Below are 25,293 nucleotides of genomic sequence, written 5' to 3' on the forward strand. Positions count from 1 at the left end.
ATCGACAGATAGGAGAACCACGCCATGAACGCTCCCGACAAATTCGCCCTGAACAATCCCGACGCCGCCGACCCGCGCCATGACCCCACGCGTGTGATCCGTGCGCCGCGCGGCAGCACGCTGAACTGCAAGAGCTGGCTCACCGAAGCGCCGTTCCGCATGCTGCAGAACAACCTCGACGCCGAGGTGGCCGAGCGTCCGCAAGACCTCGTGGTGTACGGCGGCATCGGCCGTGCCGCGCGCAACTGGGAGTGCTACGACCAGATCCTCGCGTCGCTGAAGGAACTGAACGACGACGAGACGCTGCTCATTCAATCGGGCAAGCCGGTCGGCGTGTTCAAGACGCATGAGAACGCACCGCGCGTGCTGCTCGCCAACTCGAACCTCGTGCCGAAGTGGGCCAACTGGGAGCACTTCAACGAGCTCGACCGCCAGGGCCTCTTCATGTACGGCCAGATGACGGCCGGAAGCTGGATCTACATCGGCAGCCAGGGCATCGTGCAGGGCACCTTCGAGACTTTCGTCGAAGCCGGCCGCCAGCACTACAACAACAGCCTCGCGGGCAAGTGGATTCTCACGGCCGGCCTGGGCGGCATGGGCGGTGCGCAGCCGCTCGCAGCCACGCTGGCCGGTGCGGTGTCGCTCAACATCGAATGCCAGCAGAGCAGCATCGACTTTCGCCTGCGCACGCGCTACGTCGACAAGCAGGCGCGCGACATCGACCATGCGTTCGAGCTGATCAAGCAGCACACCGACGCGAAGGAAGCCGTGTCGATCGCACTGCTGGGCAATGCGGCCGATATCCTTCCCGAACTCGTGAAGCGCGCGAAGGCCGGTGGCCACAAGCCCGACCTCGTGACCGACCAGACCTCCGCGCACGACCTGATCAACGGCTACCTGCCTTCGGGCTGGACCGTGCCGCAATGGCAGGCCGCGATGAAGGACGTGTCGCAGCACGACGCGCTGAAGAAGGCAGCAGCCAAGTCCTGCGCCGTGCACGTGCAGGCCATGCTCGACTTCCAGGCCATGGGCATCCCGACGGTCGACTACGGCAACAACATCCGCCAGGTCGCGTTCGACGAAGGCGTGAAGAACGCCTTCGACTTCCCGGGCTTCGTGCCGGCCTACATCCGTCCGCTGTTCTGCGAAGGCAAGGGCCCGTTCCGCTGGGTGGCGCTTTCGGGCGACCCGGAAGACATCTACAAGACCGACGCCAAGATCAAGGAGCTGTTCCCCGAGAACACCCACACGCACCGCTGGCTCGACATGGCGCGCGAGCGCATCGCCTTCCAGGGCCTGCCTGCGCGCATCTGCTGGCTGGGCCTGGGCGAGCGCCACATCGCCGGCCTGGCCTTCAACGAGATGGTGAGGAACGGCGAGCTGAAGGCGCCCATCGTCATCGGCCGCGACCACCTGGACACCGGCTCGGTCGCCAGCCCGAACCGCGAGACCGAGGCCATGAAGGACGGCACCGATGCCGTGTCCGACTGGCCGTTGCTCAACGCGCTGCTCAACACCGCGGGCGGCGCCACCTGGGTCAGCCTGCACCACGGCGGCGGCGTGGGCATGGGCTACTCGCAGCACTCGGGCGTGGTGATCGTGTGCGACGGCACCGACGCGGCCGCCAAGCGCATCGAGCGCGTGCTCTTCAACGACCCGGCCACCGGCGTGATGCGCCATGCGGACGCGGGCTACGACATCGCCGTCGCCACCGCGAAGAAGCAGGGCCTGAAGCTGCCGATGATCAAGTAGGCCCGGCGAGTGAAGTAAAAAAGCGGGTCACCGACAGCCCCGAAAACAAGGAGACCCGACGATGACCTTTGATGCCCTCGACCTGCAGCGCCGCGTGCAGGCGCGCGTGGACGACGCGCTGGTCGCGCAGTTCCAGCGCGACGGCGCGGTCTGCATCCGCCAGTTGCTTACGCAAGACGAACTCGCGCTGCTGCGCGATGGCATCGAGGCCAACCTCGCCGCGCCCAGCCCGCGCGCCAAGGTGGCGAGCCGGCCCGACGACCCGGGCCGCTTTTTCGAGGATTTTTGCAACTGGCAGGACATCGACGCCTTCCGCCGCTTCATCTTCGAGGCGCCGCTTGCACACCTGGCGCAGCGCCTCATGGGCTCGCAGACCGTGCGCCTGTATCACGACCACCTGCTCGTGAAGGAGCCCGGCACGCGCCAGCGCACGCCATGGCACCAGGACCAGCCCTACTACAACATCGAGGGCGAGCAGAACATCAGCATGTGGATTCCGGTCGATCCGGTGTCGCGCGCCGCCACGCTGGAATTCGTGGCCGGCTCCCACAAGGGGCCGTGGCTGATGCCGCGCACCTTCATGGACAACCACGCCAAGTGGTTCCCCGAAGGCAGCCTGCAGGACCTGCCCGACATCGAGGGCGCGCGCGAGCGCTTTCCCATCGTGGGCTGGGACATCGAGCCCGGCGACTTCGTCTGCTTCCACATGCTCACGCTGCATGCGGCCGCTGGCGTCGAGGGGCCGAACCGGCGCCGCGTGTTTTCGGTGCGGTTCATGGGCGACGACATCCGCCATGCGCCGCGAAGCTGGAGAACATCGCCCGATTTCCCCGGTCTGGCCGAGGTGCTGCCGGCCGGTGCGCCTATGGACGATGCGCGCTTTCCGCTGCTGGTTGGCTGACAAGGTGTGAATAAACCTGCTGCGCGCCCCGATCTCGCACCTGTGGTCCTCACCGTACGGAGTACGGCTCCGGTCCTCGGTGCAAGCTCGGGGCGCTCGCTACGGTTTCTTCACGCCTTGTGAGCGCGGCGGCAAGAAGGTAAGACGAAGGTAGAAAGAAAAAGCGCGTCCATTCCCAGCGAGTGGGAATCAAGGCTTGGAAGTGAGAACGGCGAGCAAGATACTGCACGCCGGTTCCACTTCCGACATCCCGCGATTGCTCCAGATGACGCCCTCGACCGACACCCCCGCCCACAACGACCGCGCGCTCTTCGTGCTGTCGGTGCTGGCGCAAAGCAAGGTGGCGATGACAGCGGCCGAGCTGGTGCAGGCCACGGGCCTGTCGCAGAGCACGCTGTACCGGCAGATCGCCATGCTGCGGCGCTGGGGCTTCGTGATGGAGTCCGATGGCCGCTACTCGCCGGGCCCGGTGAGCGTGCAACTGGCCAGCGGCTTCGACGGCAACTCCGACCTTGTCATGGCGGCCCGCGCCGACATGCGCACGCTGGCCCAGCAGAGCCATGAAAGCGTGGCACTGGTCACGGCCGTCAACGACCGCGTGGTGTGCCTCGAAATGATCGACAGCGAGCATTCCCTGCGCTGCTCGTTTGACCGGGGCCGCAGCGTGCCGGCCAGCGACGGCGCCAGCGCCAAATGCCTGCTGGCCCATCTGCCGCTGGACCAGCGCGATGCCTTGCTCGACGGGCTGGACGAAAGCCCCGAGCGCCGCGCCGCGCGCGCCGCCGAACTCGATGCGATCCGCCAGGCCGGCCACGCCGTGACCCACGGCGAGGTCGATGCCGGCGTCTGGGGCGCGAGCGCACCGGTGCTGGCCTCGGGCCGTCGCCTGCGTGGCGCCATCACGCTCATGGCGCCGCTCACGCGCGTCGAGGGCATGGAAGCTGCATTGCTCCACATGACCGTCGTCACGGCGGCCCGCATCTCGCGCGCCCTGCAGTAGCCCCTGCTGCATCTTTTTCTCTTCTTCAAACCCACGAAAGCCCTCACCATGAACACCCGCCGCTCCCTCGTCGCCGCCGCACTGTCCGGCTTTGCCTTCTTCGGCCTCGCCGGCCTGGCGCAAGCCCAGGGCGAACCGCTGCGCGTTGCCACCGACGCCACCTTCCCGCCGATGGAGTTCGTGGAAAACGGCAAGCGCACCGGCTTCGACGTGGAACTGGTCGAGGCCATCGGCAAGACGCTGGGCCGCAAGATCGAATGGATCGACATCGACTTCAAGGGCCTCGTGCCGGGCCTCATTTCCAAGCGCTTCGACATGGCCGTCTCGGGCATCTACATCACCGACGAGCGCAAGAAGGTCGTCGACTTCACCGTGCCGTACTACGCGGGCGGCCTGGTCGTCATGGTGAAAGACGGCAACACGACCATCAAGACCCCGGCCGACATCAACGGCAAGAAGGTCAGCGTGCAGGTGGGTACCAAGTCGGTGGCCTTCACCAAGGAAAAGTACCCGCAGGTGCAACTGATGGAAGTCGAGAAGAACCAGGAGATGTTCAACCTCGTCGACATCGGCCGCGCTGAAGCTGCCGTCACCGGCAAGCCCGCCGCCTACCAGTACGTGCGTACGCGCCCGGGCCTGAAGGTGCTGCCGGAACAGATCACCACCGAGGAATACGGCATGGCGATTCGCAAGGACACGCCGGAGCTGACCAAGGCCGTGAACGGCGCCATCGAGAAGCTCAAGGCCGACGGCACCTACGAGCAGATCGTCAAGAAGTGGTTCAGCGCCAACGCCAAGTAAGCGCGAAGCAGCACCATGGATCTCGATTTCTCGCCCGTCTGGCAGGGCTGGCCCGACCTGCTGCGCGGCGCGCTCGTCACGGTGGAAATCACCGCCTGCGCGCTGGCCCTGGGTTGCGTGCTGGGCCTGCTGGTCGGCATCGGCCGGCTGAACCCGAAGCGGCGCTGGATCTACGGCGTGTGCACGGCCTATGTGGCGGTCATTCGTGGCACGCCGCTGCTGGTGCAGTTGTTCATTCTGTTCTTCGGCCTGCCGCACTTCGGCATCCTGCTGCCGGCATTCCTGTGCGGCGTGCTGGGGCTCGGCGTGTACTCGGGCGCCTATGTGTCGGAGATCGTGCGCGGCGCGATCCAGTCGATCGACAAGGGCCAGACCATGGCGGCGCAATCGCTGGGCATGACGCCCGGCGTGGCCATGCGCCAGATCGTGCTGCCGCAGGCGGTGGTGCGCATGATTCCGCCGCTGGGCAACGAGTTCATTGCACTGATCAAGAACTCTGCGCTGGTGTCGCTGCTGACCATCCACGACGTGATGCACGAGGGGCAGAAGATCATCAGCGTGTCGTACCGCTCGCTGGAGGTGTACCTGGCGATCGCGCTGGTGTACTTCGTGCTCACGGGGACGATGACGTTGGTGCTGCGGCACTTCGAGCAGAAGCTGCGCCAGGGCGGGTTGATGCGATGAGCGTGTGTTCCGTATTCGCATTTCTCCCTCCCCTTCCGGGGGAGGGTTGGGGTGGGGGCACGACGGCCTCGACCCATTCACAACGCCCGTTGGGCGCTGCCCCCATCCCAGCCTCCCCCCGGAAGGGGAAGGGGCAAGAGGGCCGGTCATGAACGGCGTGCAGCGCTTCTCGCGCACCGCTCTCCCCGCCATGCCCTGGAAGAATGGCGGTGGCACCACGCAGGAAATCGCAAGCTGGCCCCAAGGTGCGGGACTCGACAGCTTCGGCTGGCGCGTGAGCATCGCGACCATCGCGGCTGCCGGGCCCTTCTCGGTGTTCGCGGGCGTCGACCGCAGCATCATGCTGCTGGAAGGCGACGGCGTGCGGCTCTTCACGCACGACGGGCGCATCGACCATCGGCTCGATGTGCCACAGCAGCCCTTCGCCTTCAGCGGCGACGACGTGATCGATTGCACGCTGCTCGGCGGCGCATCGAATGACTTCAATGTGATGACGCGGCGCGGACAGTGGCGCGCCGACGTGCGCGTGCTGGCCCGCGCCTCGACCATCGAGCCCGCACCGCATGGTGTGCTGCTCGCGCTGCGTGGCGAATGGCGCCTGAACGACGAGGCCTGTCGCGAAGGCGCGGGCATGCATTGGGCCGACACGGCGCAGGCCTGGCAGGCCGCGCCGGCGCATGAAGACGCGCGGCTGTTGGTGGTTCGTATCGTGCCGGCCTGACCTGCAGGAAGAAAAACAGATGATGAAACCCGCAAGCGAAATTCCCTCGGCCGATGGCCTCTGGACCGGCCTGCGCCTCGCGCCCGGTGCGGCGCCCGGCGTGGCATTGGCGGTAGATGCCGAAGCAGCCATCGTGGTCGCGCAAGGCGCGATCCGCTGGGTCGGCGCACGCGATGCACTGCCCGCCGAATTCGCGGGCCTCGCGCCGCGCGATGGCGGCGGTGCACTCGTCACGCCGGGGCTGGTCGATTGCCATACCCATCTGGTCTACGGCGGCCAGCGCGCCAACGAATTCGCGATGCGGCTCGCGGGCGCCACGTATGAAGAAGTCGCGAAGGCCGGTGGCGGCATCGTCTCGTCGGTGCGTGCCACGCGCGAAGCCGACGAAGACACGCTCTTCGCGCAGGCGGCAACGCGGCTCGAACAACTGCTGGCCGATGGCGTCTGCGCCATCGAGATCAAGTCGGGCTACGGCCTGTCGCTCGAACACGAGCGCAAGCAGTTGTGCGTGGCGCGTCGCCTGGGCCAAGCCTACGGCGTGACCGTGCGCACCACCTTCCTCGGCGCGCATGCGCTGCCACCCGAATACGCCGGCCGCAGCCAGGACTACATCGACCTCGTGTGCCGCGAGATGCTGCCCGCACTCGCCGCCGAAGGGCTGGTCGATGCGGTCGATGTGTTCTGCGAACGCATCGCCTTCTCGCTCGCCGAAACAGAGCAGGTCTTCCAGGCCGCGAAAGCGCTGGGCCTGCCGGTCAAGCTGCATGCCGAGCAGTTGTCGGACATGGGCGGCGCCGCGCTGGCCGCGCGCTACGGCGCGCTGTCGTGCGACCACATCGAGCACCTGTCGGCCGCGGGCATCGAGGCGATGCGCCAGTCGGGCACGGTGGCCGTGCTGCTGCCCGGCGCCTACTACACGCTGCGCGACACGTACCTGCCGCCCATCGACGCGCTGCGCGCCGCGGGTGTGCCGATGGCGGTGTCGACGGATCACAACCCCGGCACCTCGCCGGCGCTGAGCCTGCTGCTGATGGTCAACATGGCCTGCACGCTGTTTCGCCTGACGGTGCCCGAGGCGCTGGCCGGTGTCACCGTGCATGCGGCGCGCGCGCTGGGCCTGCAGGACACGCATGGCGCCATCGCGCCCGGCATGCCTGCGAACTTCGTGCTGTGGAACGTGCGCGAGGCGGCCGAGCTGGCCTACTGGTTCGGTCAGAAGCCCGTGCGCACCGTCGTGCGGCAAGGTTGTATCGCCCTGGAGAACGCCGCATGACGCGCACACTTTTCGCGGCCGATGCGCTGCTCCCCGCAGGGTGGACGAAGAACGTCCTGCTGTCGTGGAACGACGCCGGCCAGCTCACGCAGGTGCAGTCCGCCACGCAGCCGCCCGCTGGCGCGCAGGTGGCGACCGGCCCGGTGATCCCCGGCATGCCCAACCTGCATTCGCACGCCTTCCAGCGCGCCTTCGCAGGCCTGACCGAGCACCGCGCCGAGCAGCACGACAGCTTCTGGAGCTGGCGCACGCTGATGTACCGCTTTGCCGCGCGCCTCGGCCCGCAGCACATGGAAGCCATCGCGACCTGGCTCTATGCCGAGATGCTCGAAGCCGGCTACACCAGCGTGTGCGAGTTCCAGTACGTGCACCACGACGCGGATGGCCGTCCCTATGCCGACGATGCGACCTTGAGCCTTGCGCTGCTGCGTGCCGCGCGCAAGGTCGGCATCGGCTTCACGCTGCTGCCGGTGCTCTACCAGACCGGCGGCTTCGGCGACGTGCCGCCCACGGAAGGGCAGCGCCGCTTCATCCGCTCGACCGACTCGATGCTGCGCCTGCTCGACGCATTGAAGCCGGTGTGCGACGAACAGGGGGCGCGGCTTGGCATGGCGCCGCACTCGCTGCGCGCCGTACCGCCCGAAGCGCTGCGCGATGCGATCGCGGGGCTCGAAGCCATCGACCGCACGGCGCCGATCCACATCCACATCGCAGAGCAGACCAAGGAAGTGGACGACTGTGTCGAGTGGAGCGGGCTGCGCCCCGTCGAATGGCTGCTCGATCACGCCCCGGTCGATGCGCGCTGGTGCCTCGTTCACGCCACGCACATGAACGCCGCCGAGTACGAGTACGCGGCCAAGAGCGGTGCCGTCGCGGGCCTGTGCCCGACGACCGAGGCCAATCTGGGCGACGGCATCTTCGACTTTCCTCAATGGCGCAGCCATGGCGGCGCGTGGGGCGTGGGTTCCGACAGCCACGCCAGCGTCAACGCGGCCGAAGAACTGCTGATGCTCGAATACAGCCAGCGCCTGGCCCGGAGACAGCGCAACGTCGGCGCGAGCGCGGCGCAGCCGCATGTAGCGACCGCGTTCACGCTCGAAGCGGTGCAGGGCGGCGCGCAGGCCTCGGGCCGCGCCGTCGGCGGGCTGGCCGTGGGTCAGCAGGCTGATTTCGTCGTGCTCGATGCCGCGCACCTCGCGCTGCAGGGGTTGTCGGCGCCCGATATGCTCTCGGCCCACGTCTTCGCGAGCCACCGCACCTCCGCCATCGACAGCGTCTGGTCCGCAGGCCGCGCGCGCGTCGTGGCCGGGCGCCACACGCTGCACGACGAAGCCGCGGCCGCCTTCGTGGCCGCGCGCACCCAACTTCTCAAGGACTGATTTCCATGGCCTTCACCACCGCCGAGCCGGCATTCCGCTTTCGCCAGGGCACGCGCCCGCTGCTGATCTCGATGCCGCACGTCGGCACCCATGTGCCGCCCGCGCTGGCCGCCCGCTTCACCGACGAAGCGCGCCATGTACCCGATACCGACTGGCACCTCGAACAGCTCTACGGCTTTGCCGATGCGCTCGGCGCCTCGGTGCTGGTGGCCACGCATTCGCGCTATGTGGTGGACCTGAACCGTCCGCCGGACGGCGCCAGCCTCTACCCGGGCCAGAGCGTCACCGGCCTGTGCCCGGTCGACACCTTCGACGACACGCCGGTCTACGCGAACGCCGCCGATGTGCCCGGCGACGACGAAATCGCCGCGCGCCGCGACGCCATCTGGCAGCCCTATCACCAGCAACTGCAGGCCGAGCTCGACCGCCTGAAGGCCGCGCACGGCACCATCGCGCTGTGGGACGCGCACTCGATCCGCTCGGTGCTGCCGCGCTTCTTCGAGGGCAAGCTGCCCGACCTGAACCTGGGCACCGCCAACGGCGCGAGCTGCGACCCGGCGCTGGCCGCCACGCTGCTGGGCATCGCGGAATCGGCCACGGGCTACACCGGCGTGCTCAACGGCCGCTTCAAGGGTGGCCACATCACGCGCCAGTACGGCAACCCGGCCGGCGGCGTGCATGCGGTGCAGTTGGAGATGACGCAGTCGAGCTACATGCAGGAGGCGCTGCCCTTCGACTACCTGCCGGCCGTGGCGGCCGGCGTGCAGCCGCACGTGCGTCGCATGCTGGAGGCGGTGCTCGATTTCGTCGAAGGCCGCAACCGGTGAGGTGAGCACCACCGGCGCATTTGCCGCGCCCTGACCCGCTTCATCTGCGCAATCCCAACAAGGTATTCGACCCGTGAACACAAGCACCATCCACGCGCTCGCGCGCCCCGAAGTGACGCCGCTGCCGGCCTACAACGCGGGCCTGTCCTCGGACGCCGTGCGCGCGCGCTACGGCGTCACAGAGATCGCGCGGCTCGCGAGCAACGAGAACCCGTACGGTCCCAGCCCCGCGGTGGCGCGCGCGCTGGTCGACCTGGCGGCACGCGTGGGCACCTATCCCGATGCCAACTGCACGGCGCTGCGTGCCGCCATTGCCGAACGCACCTGTGCCCAGCCCGGCGAGGTGGTGATCGGCAACGGCTCCGAGGACATCCTCCAGATGCTGTGCCAGGCGCTGCTGTCGCCGGGCGACCGGGTGCTGACGCAGCGCCCGGCCTTCGGCCTGCACGAGATCTACCCGCGGATGATGGGCGCGCAGGTCGAGCTGCTGGCGCTCACGCCGGAACTCGGCTTCGATCTCGACGCCTGGTGTGCGGCGCTCGCGCGCGCGCCCAAGGTGGTGATGCTGGCCAACCCCTCGAACCCGGTCGGCTGCATGTTCGATGCCGGCGACTTCGCGCGCCTGCTCGCGGCGGTGCCCGCGGGCACCTTGCTAGTGGTGGACGAGGCCTACTACGAATATGCGCGGCTGGCGCCCGGCTACCCCGACGTGCTCGCCATGCTGCGCGCGCGGCAGGTTGCCGACGAAGGCCGCTCCCCGTGGATCGTGCTGCGCACTTTCTCCAAGGCCTGGGGCCTGGCCGGCCTGCGCGTGGGCTACGGCATCGCGTCCGACGAGGCGCTGGTGCAATTGCTCGATCGCGTGCGCACGCCCTTCAACGTGAACCTGGCCGCGCAGGCCGCGGCCCTCGCAGCCTGGGGCGACGAGGCTTTCATGGCGCAGGCGGTGGCGCGCACCGTGCAGCAGCGCGAGGTGCTGGCGGCGCAGCTTCGCGCCCTGGCCGGGTCCGTTCTGCCGGGCCTGCGCGTGGCGCCTTCGGCGGCCAACTTCCTGTTTGTCGATCTCGCGCGGCCGAACGGGCCGGTCAACGAGGCGCTGCTGGCGCGCGGGATCATCGTCAAGCCCTGGAAGGAGCCGGGCTTCGAGACCTTCATCCGGGTGTCGGTGGGCACCGAAGAGGAGAACGCGCGTTTCGTGCGGGCGCTGGCCGAGATCGCCGGCGCACCGGACTGACGCTGCGGCCGGGGCCGCGTCAAGACCCGCCTGCGGGCCGGGCCAGGCCGGGGTTTTTACAATCGCGGACATGACCAAGCCACTCATCTACACCCGCGGCCAGGCGCTGCCCGGCATCCTCGCGCAGCGCATCGCCATCCTCGACGGCGCCATGGGCACGATGATCCAGCGCTTCAAGCTCACCGAAGAGCAGTACCGCGGCGAGCGCTTCAAGGACTTCGAGCGCGACGTGAAGGGCAACAACGAGCTGCTGTCGCTCACGCGGCCCGACGTGATCTCCGACATCCACGAGGCCTACCTCGCGGCCGGCGCCGACCTGATCGAGACCAACACCTTCGGCGCGACCACCATCGCGCAGGAGGACTACAAGATGGCGCACCTGGCGCGCGAGATGAACGTGCAGTCCGCCAAGCTCGCGCGCGCAGCCTGCGACAAGTTCAGCACGCCCGACAAGCCCCGCTTCGTGGCCGGCGCCCTCGGCCCGACGCCCAAGACCGCGAGCATCAGCCCCGACGTGAACGATCCGGGCGCGCGCAATGTCGATTTCGAATCGCTGCGCGCGGCTTACTACGATCAGACTGAAGCGCTGGTCGAAGGCGGCGCCGACGTGATCCTGGTCGAAACCATCTTCGACACGCTCAATGCCAAGGCCGCGTTGTTCGCGGTCGACGAGTATTTCGACAACAGCGGCCAGCGCCTGCCGCTGATCATCAGCGGCACCGTGACCGACGCTTCGGGCCGCATCCTGAGCGGCCAGACCGTCACCGCCTTCTGGCATAGCGTGCGCCATGCACAGCCGCTGGCCATCGGCCTGAACTGCGCGCTGGGCGCGGCGCTGATGCGCCCGTACATCCAGGAACTGGCGCGCGTGGCCGGCGACACCTTCATCAGTTGCTACCCGAACGCCGGCCTGCCCAACCCGATGAGCGACACCGGCTTCGACGAGACGCCCGACGTCACCTCGCGCCTGCTGCACGAGTTCGCGGCCGAGGGGCTGGTGAACATCGTGGGCGGCTGCTGTGGCACCACGCCCGACCACATCGCGGCCATCGGCCGTGCGGTGGCGCCGGTTGCGGGCCGGGCATTGGGCAGCAACAACGCCGGCTTCTACCGCGAAGCCGCGTAGCTGAGCTCGCCCCCAGGCTGCGCGCACTTCGTGTTGCGCGCGCCTTCCCCCTGCCGGGGGCAACACCCGGGGCCCGGCGAAGCCGGTTCCTCGGTGCTTCACGAAGGGGATGGCCGCCCGTAAAGCTGCGCAGTTGGGTTGGCGGCTGATTGACATGCTCTTGGCCTGCGGCCTACGCTGGCCTGCACAGGAGTCAGCCATGAACCCCACACTCGTCCCGCGCTGGATCGGCATCGGCGCGCTTGCCCTGGTCCTGCCGCTCGCGGCCTCGGCGCAACAAGCCTTCACGCGCGGCACGGTCAATCTGAGGGCTGGCCCGTCTGGCGATTACCCGTTGGTGGCGCGGCTCGCGCCGGGGCAGTCGCTCGATGTCGTCGGCTGCACCAGCGGCTACGGCTGGTGCGACGTGGTGCTGCCCGATGGCGGGCGCGGCTGGGTCTGGGCGAAGAGCCTCGACTACGCCTACCAGGAGCAGCGCGTGCCGCTGGCCGCCTATGGCGCGGTGATCGGCGTGCCCATCGTCAGCTTCGTGATCGGCAACTATTGGGCGAACTACTACCGTGACCGGCCCTGGTACGGCGACAGGCGCTGGTGGGGCAACCGACCGCCGCCGCCAATGGCGGGCTGGCGGCCACCGCCGCCCGTGCGGCCGGGGTGGCAGCCACGCCCGTGGCAGCCGGGCCCTGGGTTCCGTCCACCGGGGCCGGGCTTTCGTCCGGGGCCGGGCCCGCGTCCGCCTGTGGACCCCGGCTTCAGGCCGCCCCGGCCGCAGCCGGGCTTTCGACCCGGGCCGCCGCCCGGCATGCCGCATCCGCACCCGGGAGGCGGTCGGCCCGGCGGCGGGGGCGGGCATCCGCACGGTGGCGGTGGGCCGGGCGGGCATCGGCCCTGAACAGGCCGCAGGGCAGTTCGGCTATTCGGCCTTGGGCTTGACGCCGATGCTCGCCTGACGGTCGCGTGCGATCAGCGCCACGAAGCGCTGGGCGCCCAGTCCCAGCGGCCGCTCCCTCGACCACACGACGTCGACCCACAGGTCGAGCCCGTTGCTCAGGTTCTCGAACGGAATCTCGACCAGCGCGCCCGCCGCCACATGCGGCCGCGCGAAGTTGCGTGGCAGCCAGCCCCAGCCGAGTCCGGCGGTGATCAGGCTCAGCGCGGCCAGTGCGTTGTCGGTGCGCCAGACATGGCGCGCGAACACAAAGCGTGGGTCGCTGGTGGCGAGGTCGCGCCCGGCGACGACGATCTGCCGGGTGTTCGTCAGGTGCTCTTCGCGCAGGCGCTCGCCGTGGGCCGCGAGCAGCACCGGGTGGTCGGGCGCCATCACGGCGACCATGGTGTCGCTGCCGACCTCCTGAAAGCCCTCGCGGCCGTCGAGGCTGGGGCGCTCGAACACCAGCGCCAGTTGTGCGCGTCCGCTGTGCAGCAGGTCCAGCGCATCGGCCTGCGGCGCTGCCAGCACCTCCACCTGCAGCAGCGGGTATTCCTGCGCCAGTTCGGCCAGCGGACCGCTCCAGGGGGCGGCAAGCAGTTCGGGCGCGATGGCCAGCGTGAGCCGGTCTTCCAGCCCCTGTGTGAGCGCCAGCGCCTGCACCTGCAACTGCTTGAGCTGGGCGGCCAACAGCCGCGCCTGTGGTTCGAGCGAGCGGGCGGCAGCGGTCGGCTGGGGCTCGCGGCCGCTGCGGTCGAACAGCCGCAGATCGAGTTCCGCCTCGAGGTTGGCAATGGCCATGCTGACGGCCGACGGTACCCTGCGCAGGGCCCGCGCGGCGGCTGAAAAAGAGCCGTGGTCGATCACGGCCAGGAAGACTTCGACGTTGTCGCTGGAGAAGGCCATGGCGCCGATCTATCAATAAAACTGAAATAAGTTAACTTTTTATATCAGCAAATAGCAAATAAAGTCCATCCATCGCAGTCACAAACTCAGAGAAAAGTCATGCAGGGCATTCAGCGTCGGATCGTTTACATCTCCCTTTACGAAGGGATCGCCATCGTGGCAGCCAGTGCCGGCCTCGCACTGATGACGGACGCCGGCCTCGGCCATTCCGGCATGCTGGCGGTGGGTGCATCGGTCATCGCGGTGATCTGGAACCTGGCCTTCAACGCCATGTTCGAGCGCTGGGAATCACGCCAGGCCGTGCGCGGGCGCAGCGTGCGCCGCCGGATCGCCCATGCCATCGGCTTTGAAGGCGGGCTGATTGCTTTCCTGGTGCCGATGTTCGCGTGGGGCCTGGGCGTCTCGCTCTGGCAGGCGCTGGTGATGGACCTGGGCCTGGTGGTGTTCTTCCTGGTCTACACCTTCATCTTCAATTGGGCCTTTGACCGCGTGTTCGGTCTGCCGGCTTCGGCCATGGGCGAAGCGCAGCCCGCGTAAGCCTGCGCTTACTTATCCACCCTGCCGCGCCGGCTTGGACGCGGCAGCCGAGCGCATTGCCAGAGCCCCGCTCAGGCGAAGGCGCTCGGTGTCGTTGAAGAGCGTCTCGCGCAACTGGGCCTGCTCGGTCTCGGACGCGCTGGCGTAGCGGTCGAGCCGGGCGTTCCACTCCTGGGTTTCCTGGTCGAGCGTTGCGAGGCCGCGTGCCACTTCATAGCCGTAGGCCTCGCTGCGTGCGGCAAAGCGCTCCTGGGGGCTGGCGCCGCGTGCGTCCAGCGCTTCGGTCTGGCGCATCACGTCGACGTGCGCCACCGATTCCTTGCGCACCTCGCGCTGTTCAGGCGACAGCCAGGCCTGCTCGCTTTGCGCGAGCGCCGCGGCCCGCTGCTCGGGCGTCAGGGCGGCGTTGGCGAGCAGCTCCATTTTTTCCACCATGAAGCTGTCCTGCCGGATCTGCTCGCCGAACAGGCCTTCGATTTCCTCGGGCGCGAAGTACTGCCGGCGCAGCGCTTCGCGCGCCTGCAGGCTTCGGCGCAGGTTGGCGGGGTTGCCGGGCGTGGGCGGCTGCATCGCCTGCAAGGCTTCCTGCAGGTCGATATAGCGCTCGAGCAGGCCCAGCGCGCGCACGCGCCAGTCCTCGCGCAGGTATTTGGCGAGCAGGGCGGGCGCCCTGGCCATCAGGGTGGCCTTGCTGTCGGCCTGTGCTTCGGTGAGCACCTTGTCGAAGACGGAGATCAGGTCGCTGGTCAGCAACGCGTCGGGGGCTGCGGGTGCCTCTGCCGAGCGAGCCTCGGGACTTGGCGTGATGGCGGCGGCCACTGCGTCGCGGCCGGGCGCTGGCGGCGCGTCGATCGCTTCGGGACCGGCGGCGAACCAGCCGCCGCCCACGGCGATCAGCAGCGCCCCGCCGGCCGCCCAGAAGCCCCACTGCTTGCGCATGCCCGCGCCCTCAGAGGCCCGCGCTCTTCAACCGCGCGGCCTGGTCCTTGAAGAGATCAGGCGGCTTCTTCTCGTAGTACGGGAACTGGCTGCCGTAGGTGTTGCCCAGCACCTGGTTGACCTCGTCCAGGTGGTTCTGGCGGTAGTCGCCCAGATGCGTGCCAAGGCGGGTGGTGCAGGTCGCGAGCAGGCCGTCGTTGGCTTCGCCGAAGAAGAAGAGGGTGCCCAGCGCCGACAGGGCCGCATCGCTCGGGTCGAACAGGCTCAAGCTGGTCGAGACGCCTGACCACGAGTAGTAGCGCACGCCGTTGACCAAGGCCGCGCCGCTCTTGACGTCGCACGAGGAGCCCGCAACGGGCCGCCCCTGCGGGAATTTCTTGTCGAAGGCCGCGCCGCCTGCGGTGGTCAGCGAGGCGAGGGCGTTCAGCGGCACTTCGGGCAGCTGGCTCGGGTCCTTGCCCGACAGGAAGCCGATCACGTTCGTCAGCAGTCCGATGGCGGTCACGGCCAGGCCTTGCGCGATGCTTCCATCGGGCAGCGTGGCCAGCAGGTCCGCCACCTTCGAGCCGCCGTTCGCACCGCCCACCGAGGTGACCGAGGCGATCATGTCCGGCGCCACCGCCGCGACGTAGCGCACCGTGGGGGCGCCCTGCGAATGGCCGATCAGGTTGAACTTGAGCGTGGGGTTCTTCTCCAGCACGCGGATGGTCTTGAGCTCCTGCAGCAACTGTTCGCCGCGGATTTCGGAGGTGTTGGTGCCCGACACCTGGGCCACGTAGACCTTGGCGCCTGCGCCGGCCAGCTTGCCGGGAATGCCGTAGAAGTAGTCGACACCGAGCAGGTTGTCGAAGCCCAGCAGGCCGTGGACCAGCACGATCGGGTACTTGGTCTTCGCCTCGTCGGATGTCGCGCGGGCCTGCACCAGCGTCGAGGTGCCGCTGGCTGCGGCGTGGGCGTTGTGCGCCAGGGCCGCAGCGACCATGAGGCCGCAGCAAAGCGCCACGGCGCGCATCGGATGGGCTGCATGCTGCAGCCGGACATTCCACTTCTTGGCCATTCGGCGCTCTCCCTTACGTTGGTTGAAAAACACGAACGTTCGTTCGGAAACGGTGGCCGCATTCTGTGGATCGACGCCGAAATGGAAACTGGGGTTTTCCCCGGGGCTGGTCGAATCGACCTAAAATGCGCGACTTCCCAAGGAGCGTTGCAGCGGCTTGCCACAGAGGCAAACCGTCAGGCTTGGGGCGACAACGACGCTCGCCTGTTTGACTTTTCCGCAGGTGAGGCCATGTCCCAGATTCCCGCTCCCTCTTCCGTTTTTGTTCCCCCTCCCATGAAGCTGTCCGGTCTCGAACCGGTCGCCATCGGCGCGGGCACGCTGTTCGTCAACATCGGCGAGCGCACCAATGTCACCGGCTCCAAGGCCTTCGCGCGGATGATCCTGAACGGCCAGTTCGAAGAGGCCCTGGCCGTTGCGCGCCAGCAGGTCGAGAACGGCGCCCAGGTCATCGACATCAACATGGACGAGGCCATGCTCGACAGCAAGGTCGCCATGGTCCGCTTCCTGAACCTCATTGCCAGCGAGCCCGACATCGCGCGCGTGCCGGTGATGGTCGACAGCTCCAAGTGGGAGGTGATCGAGGCCGGGCTGCGCTGCATCCAGGGCAAGGGCATCGTCAACTCCATCTCCATGAAGGAGGGCGTCGACAAGTTCAAGCACGAGGCCAAGCTGGTGCGCCGCTACGGCGCCGCCGCCGTGGTCATGGCCTTCGACGAGAAGGGCCAGGCCGACACCTATGCGCGCAAGGTCGAGATCTGCGAGCGGGCCTACCGCATCCTGGTCGACGAGGTGGGCTTCCCGCCGGAAGACATCATCTTCGACCCGAACATCTTCGCCATTGCCACGGGCATCGAGGAGCACGACAACTACGCGGTCGACTTCATCAACGCCGTGCGCTGGATCAAGCAGAACCTGCCGGGCGCCAAGGTGTCGGGCGGCGTGTCGAACGTGAGCTTCAGCTTCCGCGGCAACGACCCGATGCGCGAAGCCATCCACACCGTGTTCCTGTACCACGCGATCCAGGCGGGCATGGACATGGGCATCGTCAACGCCGGCATGGTCGGCGTGTACGACGACCTGGAGCCCACGCTGCGCGAGCGCGTGGAAGACGTGGTGCTCAACCGCCGCCCCGACGCCGGCGAACGCCTGGTCGAAGTGGCCGAAACCGCCAAGAGCGGCGCCAAGGACGAAAGCAAGCGCCTCGAATGGCGCGGCACGCCCGAGACCCCGGTGCACGTCAACCAGCGGCTGTCGCACGCCATGGTGCACGGCATCACCGACTTCATCGTCGAAGACACCGAAGAGGCCTACCAGCAGATCCTGGCCAAGGGCGGCCGCCCGCTGCACGTGATCGAAGGCCCGCTCATGGACGGCATGAACATCGTGGGCGACCTGTTCGGCGCCGGCAAGATGTTCCTGCCGCAGGTGGTGAAGTCGGCGCGCGTGATGAAGTCCGCCGTGGCCCATCTGCTGCCCTACATCGAGGAAGAAAAGCTGCGCGACGAGGCCGCCGGCCGCGACGTGCGCACCAAGGGCAAGATCATCATCGCCACCGTCAAGGGCGACGTGCACGACATCGGCAAGAACATCGTCACCGTCGTGCTTCAGTGCAACAACTTCGAGGTGGTGAACATGGGCGTGATGGTCCCGTGCCACGAAATCCTGGCGCGTGCCAAGGTCGAGGGCGCGGACATCGTGGGCCTGTCGGGCCTGATCACGCCGAGCCTCGAAGAGATGCAGTACGTGGCCGGCGAGATGCAGCGCGACGACCATTTCCGCATCAAGAAGATCCCGCTGATGATCGGCGGCGCCACCACCAGCCGCGTGCACACCGCCGTGAAGATCGCGCCGCACTACGAAGGCCCCGTGGTCTACGTGCCCGATGCCTCGCGCAGCGTGAGCGTGGCGCAGTCGCTGCTGAGCGATCAGGCCACCGCGTACATCGACGAGATCAACGCCGACTACGAGAAGGTGCGCCACCAGCACGCCAACAAGAAGCAGGTGCCGATGTGGCCGCTGGCCAAGGTGCGCGCCAACAAGACGCCGATCGACTGGGCGAACTACACGCCGCCGGTGCCCAAGTTCATCGGCCGCCGCGTGTTCAAGAACTTCGACCTCACCGAGCTGGCCAAGTACATCGACTGGGGCCCGTTCTTCCAGACCTGGGACCTGGCCGGCCCGTTCCCCGCCATCCTGAAGGACGAGATCGTCGGCACCGAGGCCGTACGCGTGTACGCCGACGGCCAGCGCATGCTCAAGCGGCTGATCGAAGGTCGCTGGCTCAGCGCCAGCGGCATCGTCGGCTTCTGGCCCGCCAACACGGTGAACGACGACGACATCGAGCTGTACACCGACGAGACGCGCAGCGAAGTCGCGCTCACCTGGTATGGCATGCGCCAGCAGACCGAGAAGCAGGTGATCGACGGCGTGATGCGTCCCAGCCGCTGCCTGTCCGACTTCGTCGCACCGAAGGACAGCGGCCTGAAGGACTACGTGGGCGTGTTCGCGGTCACCGCCGGCCTGGGCGTCGAGAAGAAAGAGAAGTACTTCATCGACGACCTCGACGACTACTCCGCCATCATGCTCAAGGCCCTGGCCGACCGACTGGCCGAGGCCTTCGCCGAGGCACTGCACCATCGCGCGCGCACGGACTTCTGGGGCTACGCGCCCGAAGAAGGCCTGAGCAACGAGGACATGATCGGCGAGAAATACCGGGGTATCCGCCCCGCGCCCGGCTACCCAGCTTGCCCCGACCACAGCGTGAAGGGTCCGATGTTCGACCTTCTGGCTTGCGCGGACATTGGCATGACCCTGACGGAAAGCCTCGCTATGATGCCCGCCGCCAGCGTGAGCGGTTTCTACCTGAGCCACCCCGATTCGACCTACTTCAACGTCGGCAAGATCGGGCACGACCAGTTGCAGGACCAGGCCGTGCGGCGCAAGGAGAGCGAGTCCGATCTCGAGCGTCTGCTGGCGCCCAATCTTTGAGCGTCCTTTGAACCTGCCGGCCGGCTCGGCCGACCGGCACCGGGAGTTGTTATTCAGAAGCTGATGTTTGCAGCCGCGCACTACGCGGCACTGGTGGTTTTCGTTGTCAGCTGCTGGGGTGCCGGTCGCACCGTGCTCGCCCGCCTGGCGCCACCGCCGCGCCGCGACGCGTGGCTCGAAGCCGCCGTGGCGGTGGCCCTGGGTGTCGGCCTTTTCATCTGCGCATTCCAGGCGCTGGCCATCTTCGGTGTCTTCAAGGTCGAGGCTACGCTCGCGCTGGTCGCGGTCGGCGTCGTGGCCGCCGCGCTGCAACTGCCCGCATGGCTGCGCGAGCGGCGCGTGCTGCGCGCTGGCACCGTCGTCGCACCGTGGACATGGTTCGACCGCGTCGCGATGGTCGCACTGGCACTCGTCGCCTTGCCCGCGCTCGTCGCGCCGCTCGCACCGCCCGCTGCCTTCGACGAGCTGATGTACCACCTGCCCTATGCGCGCGAGGTCGCGCAGAACGGCTCGCTGGGCATCCACGCGTGGCTGCGCTATCCCTGGTTCCCGTACAACTTCAACCTGCTCTACGCCGCCGCGCTGCAGGTGGGCGACGACGTGTTGCCGCACTTCCTGAACGCTCTGGCGGGTGCGCTGTCGGTGGTGATGGTCCTGCGTCTGGGCACGCTGCATGCCAGCCGGCTCACCGGCCTCGTCGGCGCCGCGATCTGGCTGGGGCTCGGCGACTACTCGAACGCGCTGATCGACATGGGCGTGGCGCTCTTTGTGCTGACGGCCTGCGTGTCGCTGTGGTGGTGGCGCGAATCCGAGCCCGTGCACAGCGGCGTGCGATGGCTGGCGCTGGCTGCGTTCTTCCTGGGGCTGGCGGCCGGCTCGAAGTACCAGGCACTGGTCTTCCTGCCGCTGGTCGCGCTGTTCGTCGTCCGGCACGAGCGCAGGCCCAAGGTCTGGGCGCTCGCGCTGCTGTGCTTCGTGATTCCGTGCGTGTACTGGTATGCGCGCAACGCCATCATGACGGGCGACCCCTTCATTCCCATCGGTGCCCGGGTGTTCGGCTTCACCGAGTGGGTGCCCGACGACTACGTGCGGCAGGTCGACGACGTGCGCGCCCATGCGGCCATGCCGAACCCGCTGATCTGGTTCGTGGTGCTGGCGCCTTTCAGCGTGTTCTGGAAGCGCTCCGGCGCGGTGCGCGCGGCGGGCTGGTTCTGCCTTTACTCGGTGGTTGTCTGGGCTGTGACCTCGCGTTATCCGCGCTACCTCATGGCCTCGTTCCCGCTGCTCGCGATGACGGCAGCGGTGGGCTGGCAGGTGCTGTTCGGATGGATCGCAGCGGGTGTGCGCCGCGTGTTCGGCGCGAAGCGCACGCCAACCACCGACGCCAACACCGCGTCGACCGGCGCCCTGAGCCGCAACACCGCGCGTTCCGGCGCGCGTGTTGGCGACTGGGTGGCCGTGTTGCTGCTGGCCGTGCTGGCCGCCGTGTCGGTGCGTCAGACTGCTCTCAAGGTGTCGATGATCTCGCCCGAGCCCGAAGCGCGCGAAGCCTTCCTGCGCAAGAACGTGCCGGGCTATGCCGTCATGGACTACATGCGCCGCAACGCCACCGGCCGCGTCTACCAGATCGCGCTGAGCGAGGCGATCTACTACGGCCCGAATCCGGTCTGGGGCGACACGCTCGGCCCCTGGCGTTATGCCGATTTTCTTTTGCTGCCGCCCGCCGACATGGCGCGCAAGCTGGCCCAGCAGGGCTTCGCCGCCATCGTCATGTCGCCGGAAATGGTGCCGATCTTCACCACGCGACCCGGCTTCGACACCCACTTCCACCTGCTGCTCGACAAAGACGGCAGCCGGGCCTACAGCATCCTTCCGAGCGCAGCACCATGACCGACGCCGAACCTTCCGTGAGCCGAAGCCGCAGCGGTGCCGCACTGCGCATTGCCGCGGTCATTCCGTGCTTCAACGAAGCGCTGGCCATTGCGCAGGTGATCGAGGGCTTTCGCGCGGCATTGCCCGAAGCCGAGATCCACGTCTTCGACAACAACTCGAGCGATGACACGGCCGCCGTCGCGCGCGCGGCGGGCGCCATCGTCACGCACGTGGCCTCGCCCGGCAAGGGCAACGTGGTGCGGCGCATGTTCGCCGACGTCGAAGCCGACGTGTACGTCATGGTCGACGGCGACGCCACCTACGACACCGGCGCCGCACGCCGCCTGATCGACCGGCTGGTCGAAGGCAACCTCGACATGGTGGTCGGCAACCGGGTCGACGACGGCCAGGACGCGCTGACCTACCGCAAGGGCCATCGCTTCGGCAACCGCCTGCTCACCGGCGCGGTGGTGCAGCTCTTCGGCGGCGGCCTGACCGACATGCTCTCGGGCTACCGCGTGTTCTCGCGGCGCTATGCGAAGTCGTTCCCGGCGCTGTCGCGGGGCTTCGAGATCGAGACCGAACTCACGGTGCATGCGCTCGAACTGCGCATGCCCTACGCCGAGGAAAGCACCGCCTACAGCACGCGGCCCGAGGGTTCGCACAGCAAGCTCTCGACCTACCGCGACGGCTGGCGCATCCTCAAGGCCATCTGCAAGCTCTTCGTGAGCGAGCGGCCGCTGCAGTTCTTCTCGATCATCGCGGCGGTGCTCGTGCTGGCATCGGTCGCGCTGGCCGTGCCGCTGCTCATGACCTACATGCACACCGGGCTGGTGCCCCGGCTCCCCACGGCGGTGCTGTCCACCGGCTCGATGCTGGCCGCGATGCTGTCCTTCGTATGCGGCATCGTGATGCACACCGTCACGCTCGGCCGGCAAGAGGCCAAACGCTTATGCTACTTGTCCATTCCGGGCGTGCGCGACCGCACCGCGCAATGAAGATCGGGCGAGAGTTCCTCTCGTTCGCCGTGGTCGGCGTGATCGGCCTCGTGGTCGATGTGGTGCTGCTGTACCTGCTGGCGCCGATGCTCGGCTGGTACGTGGCGCGGGTGATCTCGTTCCTGGCGGCCGCGAGCACGACCTGGGCCTTCAATCGCCGCTACACCTTTGCCGCGCGCGTCTCGGCGGAGGGCTCGATCTGGCGCGAGTACTTCAGCTACCTGGCGACCATGGTCGTGGGGGCCGTGCTGAACTACGGCGCCTATGTGCTGACGCTGCACTGGGTGGAAGGCCGCTGGGCCGCCGCGCTGGGGGTGGCGGTAGGCAGCGTTGCGGGGATGGGCGCCAACTTCCTGTCGGCGCGCTTCCTTGTGTTCCGCTCGAAGTAGACGAAGGCGTGGCGCGCGCTCAGTGCGCGCCCGACACCACCACCGGAATCTCGGTCGCAGGCGGCGTGTTGCGGCTGCGGCCGCAGCGCACGAGGCCGTCGATCATCACCATGCCCACGCCCGGAATGTCGCCGAGCTGCACGCTTTCGAGCAGGCCCGGTGCGGGCGAATGCTGCGCGCGGTCCATGAACACGAAGTCGGCATCGCGGCCCACTTCGATCAGACCGCAGTTGAGCTTGCGGATCTTCGCGGTGTTGCCGGTGGCGAAGCAGAACACCAGCTCGGCCGGGATGTTCGCGATGGACGACAGCATCGCCACCATGCGCAGGATGCCCAGCGGCTGCACGCCCGAGCCGGCAGGCCCGTCGGTGCCCAGGATCACGCGGTGCGGGCACTTGAGTTCCAGCGCGGCCTTGGCCGCCGCAATGGCGACCTTCTCGTTGCCGTTGTGCACGATCTCGATGGCGCGCGACGACTTCTCGCACAGCTCGCACACATGCGCCTCGGGCAGCGAGGTGTGGCCGCCGTTGATGTGGCCGATGATGTCGGCGTCGGCTTCGAGCACCACGTCCTTGTCGATCAGGCCCGAGCCCGGGATCGACGGGCCGCCCGTGTGGATCGTGCTCTGGATGCCGTACTTGCGCGCCCAGGCCACCATCTCCTTGGCCTCGTAGCCGGCCTTCACCGAGCCCAGGCCCACTTCGCCGAGCAAGGTCACGCCGGCTTCGGCGAGTTCCTTGAAGTCGCTCTCGACCATGCCCTTCTCGATGATCGGCGCGCCGGCCAGCACCTTCACGCCACCGGGCCGGAAGTTGTCGAAGGCGCGCTGCGCGGTGATGGCCAGCGCCTTCAGTCCGACGATGTCCTTGGGGCGACCCGGCAGGTGCACTTCGCCCGCCGAAATCATCGTCGTCACGCCGCCGTGCATGGTCGAGTCGATCCAGCCGATCTGGCCCTGGCGCGGCGTCCAGTCGCCGAACACCGGGTGCACGTGGCTGTCGATCAGGCCGGGCGCCACGCAGGTCTTGCGCGCGTCGATGACGGTCTGCGCGCCTTCGAGGTCGCAGTCTTTCTCCTTGCCGACCGCGACGATCAGGCCGTCGTTCACCACGATGGTGTCTGCGTCGAGGATGGGCTTGTCGATGTCGCCCGAGAGCAGCAGCCCTATGTTCTTGATGACGACCTTGCCCGACTTTGCGCCGGCTGCGATTTCTGCCATTTCGTGGTGTCCTCGTCGTGGGGTGGGGTGTTGTTGTCTTGTATGTCGTCCGCGCGCACGGTGCGCAGCACGGTCTCGATCACGAAGTCTTCCCAGTGCGTGATCGCCTCGGGCGACTCCAGCGGCTCGCCGAGGAAGGCGGTCAGCGTGTGCCGGTTGGAGGTGTAGAAGTAGCCGGTGGATGCGATCAGCAGATAGATGTCGCGCGCCACCAAGTCCTTGCGGAACAGGCCCTGCTCCGAGCCGCTGGCAAGGATCTCGGAAATGATCGCCACCGCCCGCGACGAATACTCGCGCGCCCGCAGCGACTTGGAAATATGCCGGCCCTTGTGCAGGTTCTCGGTGTTCAAAAGCGTCACGAACTCGGGGTTCTTGCGGTAGTAGCCCAGCACGAAGCGGATGACTTCGGTGAGCGCTTCCACCGGGCGCGAAGCGTCGAGCGCAATGGCGGCTTCGGCATCGTCCATGCGCTGGTAGATGCCTTCGAGCACCGCGATGAACAGCCCCTCTTTGCTGCCGAAGTAGTAGTAAATCATCCGGTCGTACGACTTGGCGGCCTTGGAGATCTTCTCCACGCTGCCACCGTCGTAGCCGTACTTGGCGAACACCTTGGTCGCCGACTTCAGGATGCTGTCGCGAGTGGCCTGCGCCGCGGCCTCGCGCACACCGGTGCGGCGCTGAGGCTTGGGCTTGGCTGTGGAGCGGCTTTCGGCCATCGTGCGCGCAGCGTCTCTTGTCTTACTTCTCTGCGAAGGCGCGCTCGACGACGAAGTCGCCCGGCGTGCTCGTGTTGCCTTCCTTGAAGCCACGCGCCTCCAGGATGTGCTTCAGGTCCACCAGCAGGCCAGGGCTGCCGCACAGCATGACGCGGTCTTCCTCGACGTTCAGCGGGGGCAGGCCCAGGTCGTCGGTGAGCTTGTTGGTCTCGATCAGGTCGGTGATGCGGCCCTGGTTGCGGAACTCTTCGCGCGTGACCGTGGGGTAGTAGAGCAACTGCTTTTCGATCATCTCGCCCAGGATCTCGTGCTTGGGCAGGTGGTCGGTCACGAGGTCGTGGTAGGCCAGTTCGTCGACCTGGCGCACGCCATGCACCAGGATGACCTGCTCGAACTTCTCGTAGGTGTCCGGGTCGCGGATGATGCTCATGAACGGTGCAAGACCGGTGCCCGTGCCGAACAGGTACAGGCGCTTGGCCGGCAGCGTGTAGTCGATCAGCAGCGTGCCGGTGGGCTTGCGGCCCACGATCACGGTGTCGCCCACCTGGATGTGCTGCAGCTTCGAGGTGAGCGGGCCTTCTTCGACCTTGATGCTCAGGAACTCGAGATGCTCCTCGTAGTTCGGGCTCACGATGCTGTACGCGCGCAGCAGGGGCTTGTTGTTGACCTTCAGGCCGATCATCGTGAAATGACCGTTCGAGAAGCGCAGCGCCGGGTCGCGCGTGGTGGTGAAGGTGAACAGGCGGTCGGTCCAGTGGTGGACGCTCAGGACGCGTTCTTCGCTGAATGCACTCATACGGAACTCAGTTGGTTGGAAACAGAAAAATACGGAGCCGGAATGCTCGCCAGCAGGGCGGCGGCCGTCAACCGGCTCCAGCCCGCCAATTGTCGTTGGTCGGCAAAAACCCCGAGAGAAAACACCATTGCAAGCATCGGGCCCGTTTGCTACATTGATCTCGAATGTAGTGAACGCAACATGAAAGTGTAGGGAATGCTACACAAACGGCAGCCGCCGCACAAGCGGGCAGACGGCACGTTTGTTG

General features: G+C 67.6%; 23 protein-coding genes and 1 riboswitch. Of the genes, 17 read left to right on the forward strand and 6 right to left on the reverse strand.

Annotated elements, in window-relative coordinates:
* Nucleotides 1-24: 24 nt before the first annotated feature.
* The 12 genes from hutU to H7F35_RS12995 all read left to right on the forward strand — a co-directional run bounded on the left by hutU (nt 25) and on the right by H7F35_RS12995 (nt 12,590).
* Nucleotides 25-1,752 (forward strand): urocanate hydratase, encoded by a 1,728-nt coding sequence (hutU, locus tag H7F35_RS12940; RefSeq protein ID WP_187113243.1) that lies wholly within the window; start codon nt 25-27, stop codon nt 1,750-1,752.
* A gap of 61 nt (nt 1,753-1,813) precedes the next feature.
* A complete protein-coding gene (locus H7F35_RS12945) occupies nt 1,814-2,653 on the forward strand; it encodes a phytanoyl-CoA dioxygenase family protein (RefSeq protein ID WP_187113244.1) in 840 nt (279 codons plus the stop codon).
* A 265-nt stretch (nt 2,654-2,918) separates the two neighbouring features.
* Complete coding sequence (locus H7F35_RS12950) at nt 2,919-3,653, forward strand: IclR family transcriptional regulator (protein ID WP_187113245.1); 735 nt, start codon at nt 2,919-2,921, stop codon at nt 3,651-3,653.
* A 48-nt stretch (nt 3,654-3,701) separates the two neighbouring features.
* Nucleotides 3,702-4,454, forward strand: coding sequence for a transporter substrate-binding domain-containing protein (locus H7F35_RS12955; RefSeq protein ID WP_187113246.1), 753 nt, complete (start codon nt 3,702-3,704; stop codon nt 4,452-4,454).
* A 15-nt stretch (nt 4,455-4,469) separates the two neighbouring features.
* A complete protein-coding gene (locus H7F35_RS12960) occupies nt 4,470-5,138 on the forward strand; it encodes an amino acid ABC transporter permease (protein ID WP_187113247.1) in 669 nt (222 codons plus the stop codon).
* 148 nt (nt 5,139-5,286) lie between these two features.
* Entirely contained in the window at nt 5,287-5,859 is a 573-nt protein-coding gene (locus H7F35_RS12965; protein WP_187113248.1) for a HutD family protein, read from the forward strand.
* A gap of 22 nt (nt 5,860-5,881) precedes the next feature.
* Nucleotides 5,882-7,132 (forward strand): imidazolonepropionase, encoded by a 1,251-nt coding sequence (gene hutI / locus H7F35_RS12970; protein ID WP_187114259.1) that lies wholly within the window; start codon nt 5,882-5,884, stop codon nt 7,130-7,132.
* Nucleotides 7,129-8,511: a formimidoylglutamate deiminase gene (locus H7F35_RS12975; protein ID WP_187113249.1), complete on the forward strand. Its 1,383-nt coding sequence runs from the start codon at nt 7,129-7,131 to the stop codon at nt 8,509-8,511. The genes hutI and H7F35_RS12975 overlap by 4 nt, the downstream gene beginning before the upstream one ends.
* A gap of 5 nt (nt 8,512-8,516) precedes the next feature.
* Nucleotides 8,517-9,338: an N-formylglutamate deformylase gene (gene hutG / locus H7F35_RS12980; protein ID WP_187113250.1), complete on the forward strand. Its 822-nt coding sequence runs from the start codon at nt 8,517-8,519 to the stop codon at nt 9,336-9,338.
* 73 nt (nt 9,339-9,411) lie between these two features.
* A complete protein-coding gene (locus tag H7F35_RS12985) occupies nt 9,412-10,572 on the forward strand; it encodes a histidinol-phosphate transaminase (RefSeq protein WP_187113251.1) in 1,161 nt (386 codons plus the stop codon).
* A gap of 70 nt (nt 10,573-10,642) precedes the next feature.
* On the forward strand, nt 10,643-11,698 hold the full coding sequence (locus tag H7F35_RS12990; protein ID WP_187113252.1) for a homocysteine S-methyltransferase family protein: 1,056 nt from the start codon (nt 10,643-10,645) through the stop codon (nt 11,696-11,698).
* Nucleotides 11,699-11,897: 199 nt separating this feature from the next.
* Entirely contained in the window at nt 11,898-12,590 is a 693-nt protein-coding gene (locus tag H7F35_RS12995; protein WP_187113253.1) for an SH3 domain-containing protein, read from the forward strand.
* Nucleotides 12,591-12,611: 21 nt separating this feature from the next.
* Here H7F35_RS12995 and H7F35_RS13000 read toward each other — a convergent pair whose 3' ends face one another.
* Nucleotides 12,612-13,532 (reverse strand): LysR family transcriptional regulator, encoded by a 921-nt coding sequence (locus H7F35_RS13000; protein WP_187113254.1) that lies wholly within the window; start codon nt 13,530-13,532, stop codon nt 12,612-12,614.
* Nucleotides 13,533-13,631: 99 nt separating this feature from the next.
* On the opposite strand from H7F35_RS13000, the gene H7F35_RS13005 reads away from it, so the two are divergent.
* On the forward strand, nt 13,632-14,069 hold the full coding sequence (locus H7F35_RS13005; protein ID WP_187113255.1) for a PACE efflux transporter: 438 nt from the start codon (nt 13,632-13,634) through the stop codon (nt 14,067-14,069).
* 12 nt (nt 14,070-14,081) lie between these two features.
* On the opposite strand, the gene H7F35_RS13010 is transcribed toward H7F35_RS13005, so the two are convergent.
* Both H7F35_RS13010 and H7F35_RS13015 read right to left on the reverse strand, forming a co-directional pair.
* On the reverse strand, nt 14,082-15,008 hold the full coding sequence (locus H7F35_RS13010) for a lipase secretion chaperone (protein WP_187113256.1): 927 nt from the start codon (nt 15,006-15,008) through the stop codon (nt 14,082-14,084).
* 10 nt (nt 15,009-15,018) lie between these two features.
* Nucleotides 15,019-16,065 carry an esterase/lipase family protein gene (locus H7F35_RS13015; RefSeq protein ID WP_187113257.1) on the reverse strand — a complete coding sequence of 349 codons (1,047 nt, stop codon included), beginning with the start codon at nt 16,063-16,065 and terminating at the stop codon, nt 15,019-15,021.
* A 133-nt stretch (nt 16,066-16,198) separates the two neighbouring features.
* Nucleotides 16,199-16,274, forward strand: a riboswitch (S-adenosyl-L-homocysteine riboswitch).
* Nucleotides 16,275-16,341: 67 nt separating this feature from the next.
* Between H7F35_RS13015 and metH the strand changes: the two genes are divergently transcribed.
* The 4 genes from metH to H7F35_RS13035 all read left to right on the forward strand — a co-directional run bounded on the left by metH (nt 16,342) and on the right by H7F35_RS13035 (nt 22,315).
* Nucleotides 16,342-19,056, forward strand: coding sequence for a methionine synthase (gene metH / locus H7F35_RS13020; protein WP_261803615.1), 2,715 nt, complete (start codon nt 16,342-16,344; stop codon nt 19,054-19,056).
* Nucleotides 19,057-19,119: 63 nt separating this feature from the next.
* Nucleotides 19,120-20,946 carry an ArnT family glycosyltransferase gene (locus H7F35_RS13025; protein WP_187113259.1) on the forward strand — a complete coding sequence of 609 codons (1,827 nt, stop codon included), beginning with the start codon at nt 19,120-19,122 and terminating at the stop codon, nt 20,944-20,946.
* Nucleotides 20,943-21,926 carry a glycosyltransferase gene (locus H7F35_RS13030; RefSeq protein ID WP_187113260.1) on the forward strand — a complete coding sequence of 328 codons (984 nt, stop codon included), beginning with the start codon at nt 20,943-20,945 and terminating at the stop codon, nt 21,924-21,926. The genes H7F35_RS13025 and H7F35_RS13030 overlap by 4 nt, the downstream gene beginning before the upstream one ends.
* Nucleotides 21,923-22,315, forward strand: coding sequence for a GtrA family protein (locus tag H7F35_RS13035; RefSeq protein ID WP_187113261.1), 393 nt, complete (start codon nt 21,923-21,925; stop codon nt 22,313-22,315). Before H7F35_RS13030 ends, H7F35_RS13035 begins: the two co-directional genes overlap by 4 nt.
* 19 nt (nt 22,316-22,334) lie before the next feature.
* Here the strand turns inward: H7F35_RS13035 and H7F35_RS13040 are convergent, their stop codons facing one another.
* The 3 genes from H7F35_RS13040 to H7F35_RS13050 are packed head-to-tail and all read right to left on the reverse strand — an operon-like array spanning nt 22,335 to nt 25,046.
* Nucleotides 22,335-23,534: an amidohydrolase family protein gene (locus tag H7F35_RS13040; protein ID WP_187113262.1), complete on the reverse strand. Its 1,200-nt coding sequence runs from the start codon at nt 23,532-23,534 to the stop codon at nt 22,335-22,337.
* Nucleotides 23,480-24,250: a TetR family transcriptional regulator gene (locus tag H7F35_RS13045; protein WP_187113263.1), complete on the reverse strand. Its 771-nt coding sequence runs from the start codon at nt 24,248-24,250 to the stop codon at nt 23,480-23,482. The genes H7F35_RS13040 and H7F35_RS13045 overlap by 55 nt, the downstream gene beginning before the upstream one ends.
* A gap of 22 nt (nt 24,251-24,272) precedes the next feature.
* Nucleotides 24,273-25,046, reverse strand: coding sequence for a ferredoxin--NADP reductase (locus tag H7F35_RS13050; protein ID WP_187113264.1), 774 nt, complete (start codon nt 25,044-25,046; stop codon nt 24,273-24,275).
* Nucleotides 25,047-25,293: the final 247 nt, after the last annotated feature.

Source organism: Variovorax sp. PAMC26660 (assembly GCF_014302995.1).
Classification (GTDB): domain Bacteria; phylum Pseudomonadota; class Gammaproteobacteria; order Burkholderiales; family Burkholderiaceae_C; genus Variovorax.

What these genes read in the sequence shown, in the direction of transcription:
- hutG (WP_187113250.1), top strand. Translation starts at nt 8,517, where the DNA reads ATGGCCTTCACCACCGCCGAGCCGGCATTCCGCTTTCGCCAGGGCACG.
- H7F35_RS12955 (WP_187113246.1), top strand. Translation starts at nt 3,702, where the DNA reads ATGAACACCCGCCGCTCCCTCGTCGCCGCCGCACTGTCCGGCTTTGCC.
- H7F35_RS12945 (WP_187113244.1), top strand. Translation starts at nt 1,814, where the DNA reads ATGACCTTTGATGCCCTCGACCTGCAGCGCCGCGTGCAGGCGCGCGTG.
- H7F35_RS12995 (WP_187113253.1), top strand. Translation starts at nt 11,898, where the DNA reads ATGAACCCCACACTCGTCCCGCGCTGGATCGGCATCGGCGCGCTTGCC.
- H7F35_RS13015 (WP_187113257.1), bottom strand. Translation starts at nt 16,065, where the DNA reads ATGGCCAAGAAGTGGAATGTCCGGCTGCAGCATGCAGCCCATCCGATG.
- H7F35_RS13005 (WP_187113255.1), top strand. Translation starts at nt 13,632, where the DNA reads ATGCAGGGCATTCAGCGTCGGATCGTTTACATCTCCCTTTACGAAGGG.
- H7F35_RS12965 (WP_187113248.1), top strand. Translation starts at nt 5,287, where the DNA reads ATGAACGGCGTGCAGCGCTTCTCGCGCACCGCTCTCCCCGCCATGCCC.
- H7F35_RS13045 (WP_187113263.1), bottom strand. Translation starts at nt 24,250, where the DNA reads ATGGCCGAAAGCCGCTCCACAGCCAAGCCCAAGCCTCAGCGCCGCACC.
- H7F35_RS12950 (WP_187113245.1), top strand. Translation starts at nt 2,919, where the DNA reads ATGACGCCCTCGACCGACACCCCCGCCCACAACGACCGCGCGCTCTTC.
- metH (WP_261803615.1), top strand. Translation starts at nt 16,342, where the DNA reads ATGAAGCTGTCCGGTCTCGAACCGGTCGCCATCGGCGCGGGCACGCTG.
- H7F35_RS13025 (WP_187113259.1), top strand. Translation starts at nt 19,120, where the DNA reads ATGTTTGCAGCCGCGCACTACGCGGCACTGGTGGTTTTCGTTGTCAGC.
- H7F35_RS13035 (WP_187113261.1), top strand. Translation starts at nt 21,923, where the DNA reads ATGAAGATCGGGCGAGAGTTCCTCTCGTTCGCCGTGGTCGGCGTGATC.
- H7F35_RS13040 (WP_187113262.1), bottom strand. Translation starts at nt 23,534, where the DNA reads ATGGCAGAAATCGCAGCCGGCGCAAAGTCGGGCAAGGTCGTCATCAAG.
- H7F35_RS12960 (WP_187113247.1), top strand. Translation starts at nt 4,470, where the DNA reads ATGGATCTCGATTTCTCGCCCGTCTGGCAGGGCTGGCCCGACCTGCTG.
- H7F35_RS13000 (WP_187113254.1), bottom strand. Translation starts at nt 13,532, where the DNA reads ATGGCCTTCTCCAGCGACAACGTCGAAGTCTTCCTGGCCGTGATCGAC.
- H7F35_RS12975 (WP_187113249.1), top strand. Translation starts at nt 7,129, where the DNA reads ATGACGCGCACACTTTTCGCGGCCGATGCGCTGCTCCCCGCAGGGTGG.
- hutU (WP_187113243.1), top strand. Translation starts at nt 25, where the DNA reads ATGAACGCTCCCGACAAATTCGCCCTGAACAATCCCGACGCCGCCGAC.
- H7F35_RS13050 (WP_187113264.1), bottom strand. Translation starts at nt 25,046, where the DNA reads ATGAGTGCATTCAGCGAAGAACGCGTCCTGAGCGTCCACCACTGGACC.
- H7F35_RS12990 (WP_187113252.1), top strand. Translation starts at nt 10,643, where the DNA reads ATGACCAAGCCACTCATCTACACCCGCGGCCAGGCGCTGCCCGGCATC.
- H7F35_RS13030 (WP_187113260.1), top strand. Translation starts at nt 20,943, where the DNA reads ATGACCGACGCCGAACCTTCCGTGAGCCGAAGCCGCAGCGGTGCCGCA.
- hutI (WP_187114259.1), top strand. Translation starts at nt 5,882, where the DNA reads ATGAAACCCGCAAGCGAAATTCCCTCGGCCGATGGCCTCTGGACCGGC.
- H7F35_RS13010 (WP_187113256.1), bottom strand. Translation starts at nt 15,008, where the DNA reads ATGCGCAAGCAGTGGGGCTTCTGGGCGGCCGGCGGGGCGCTGCTGATC.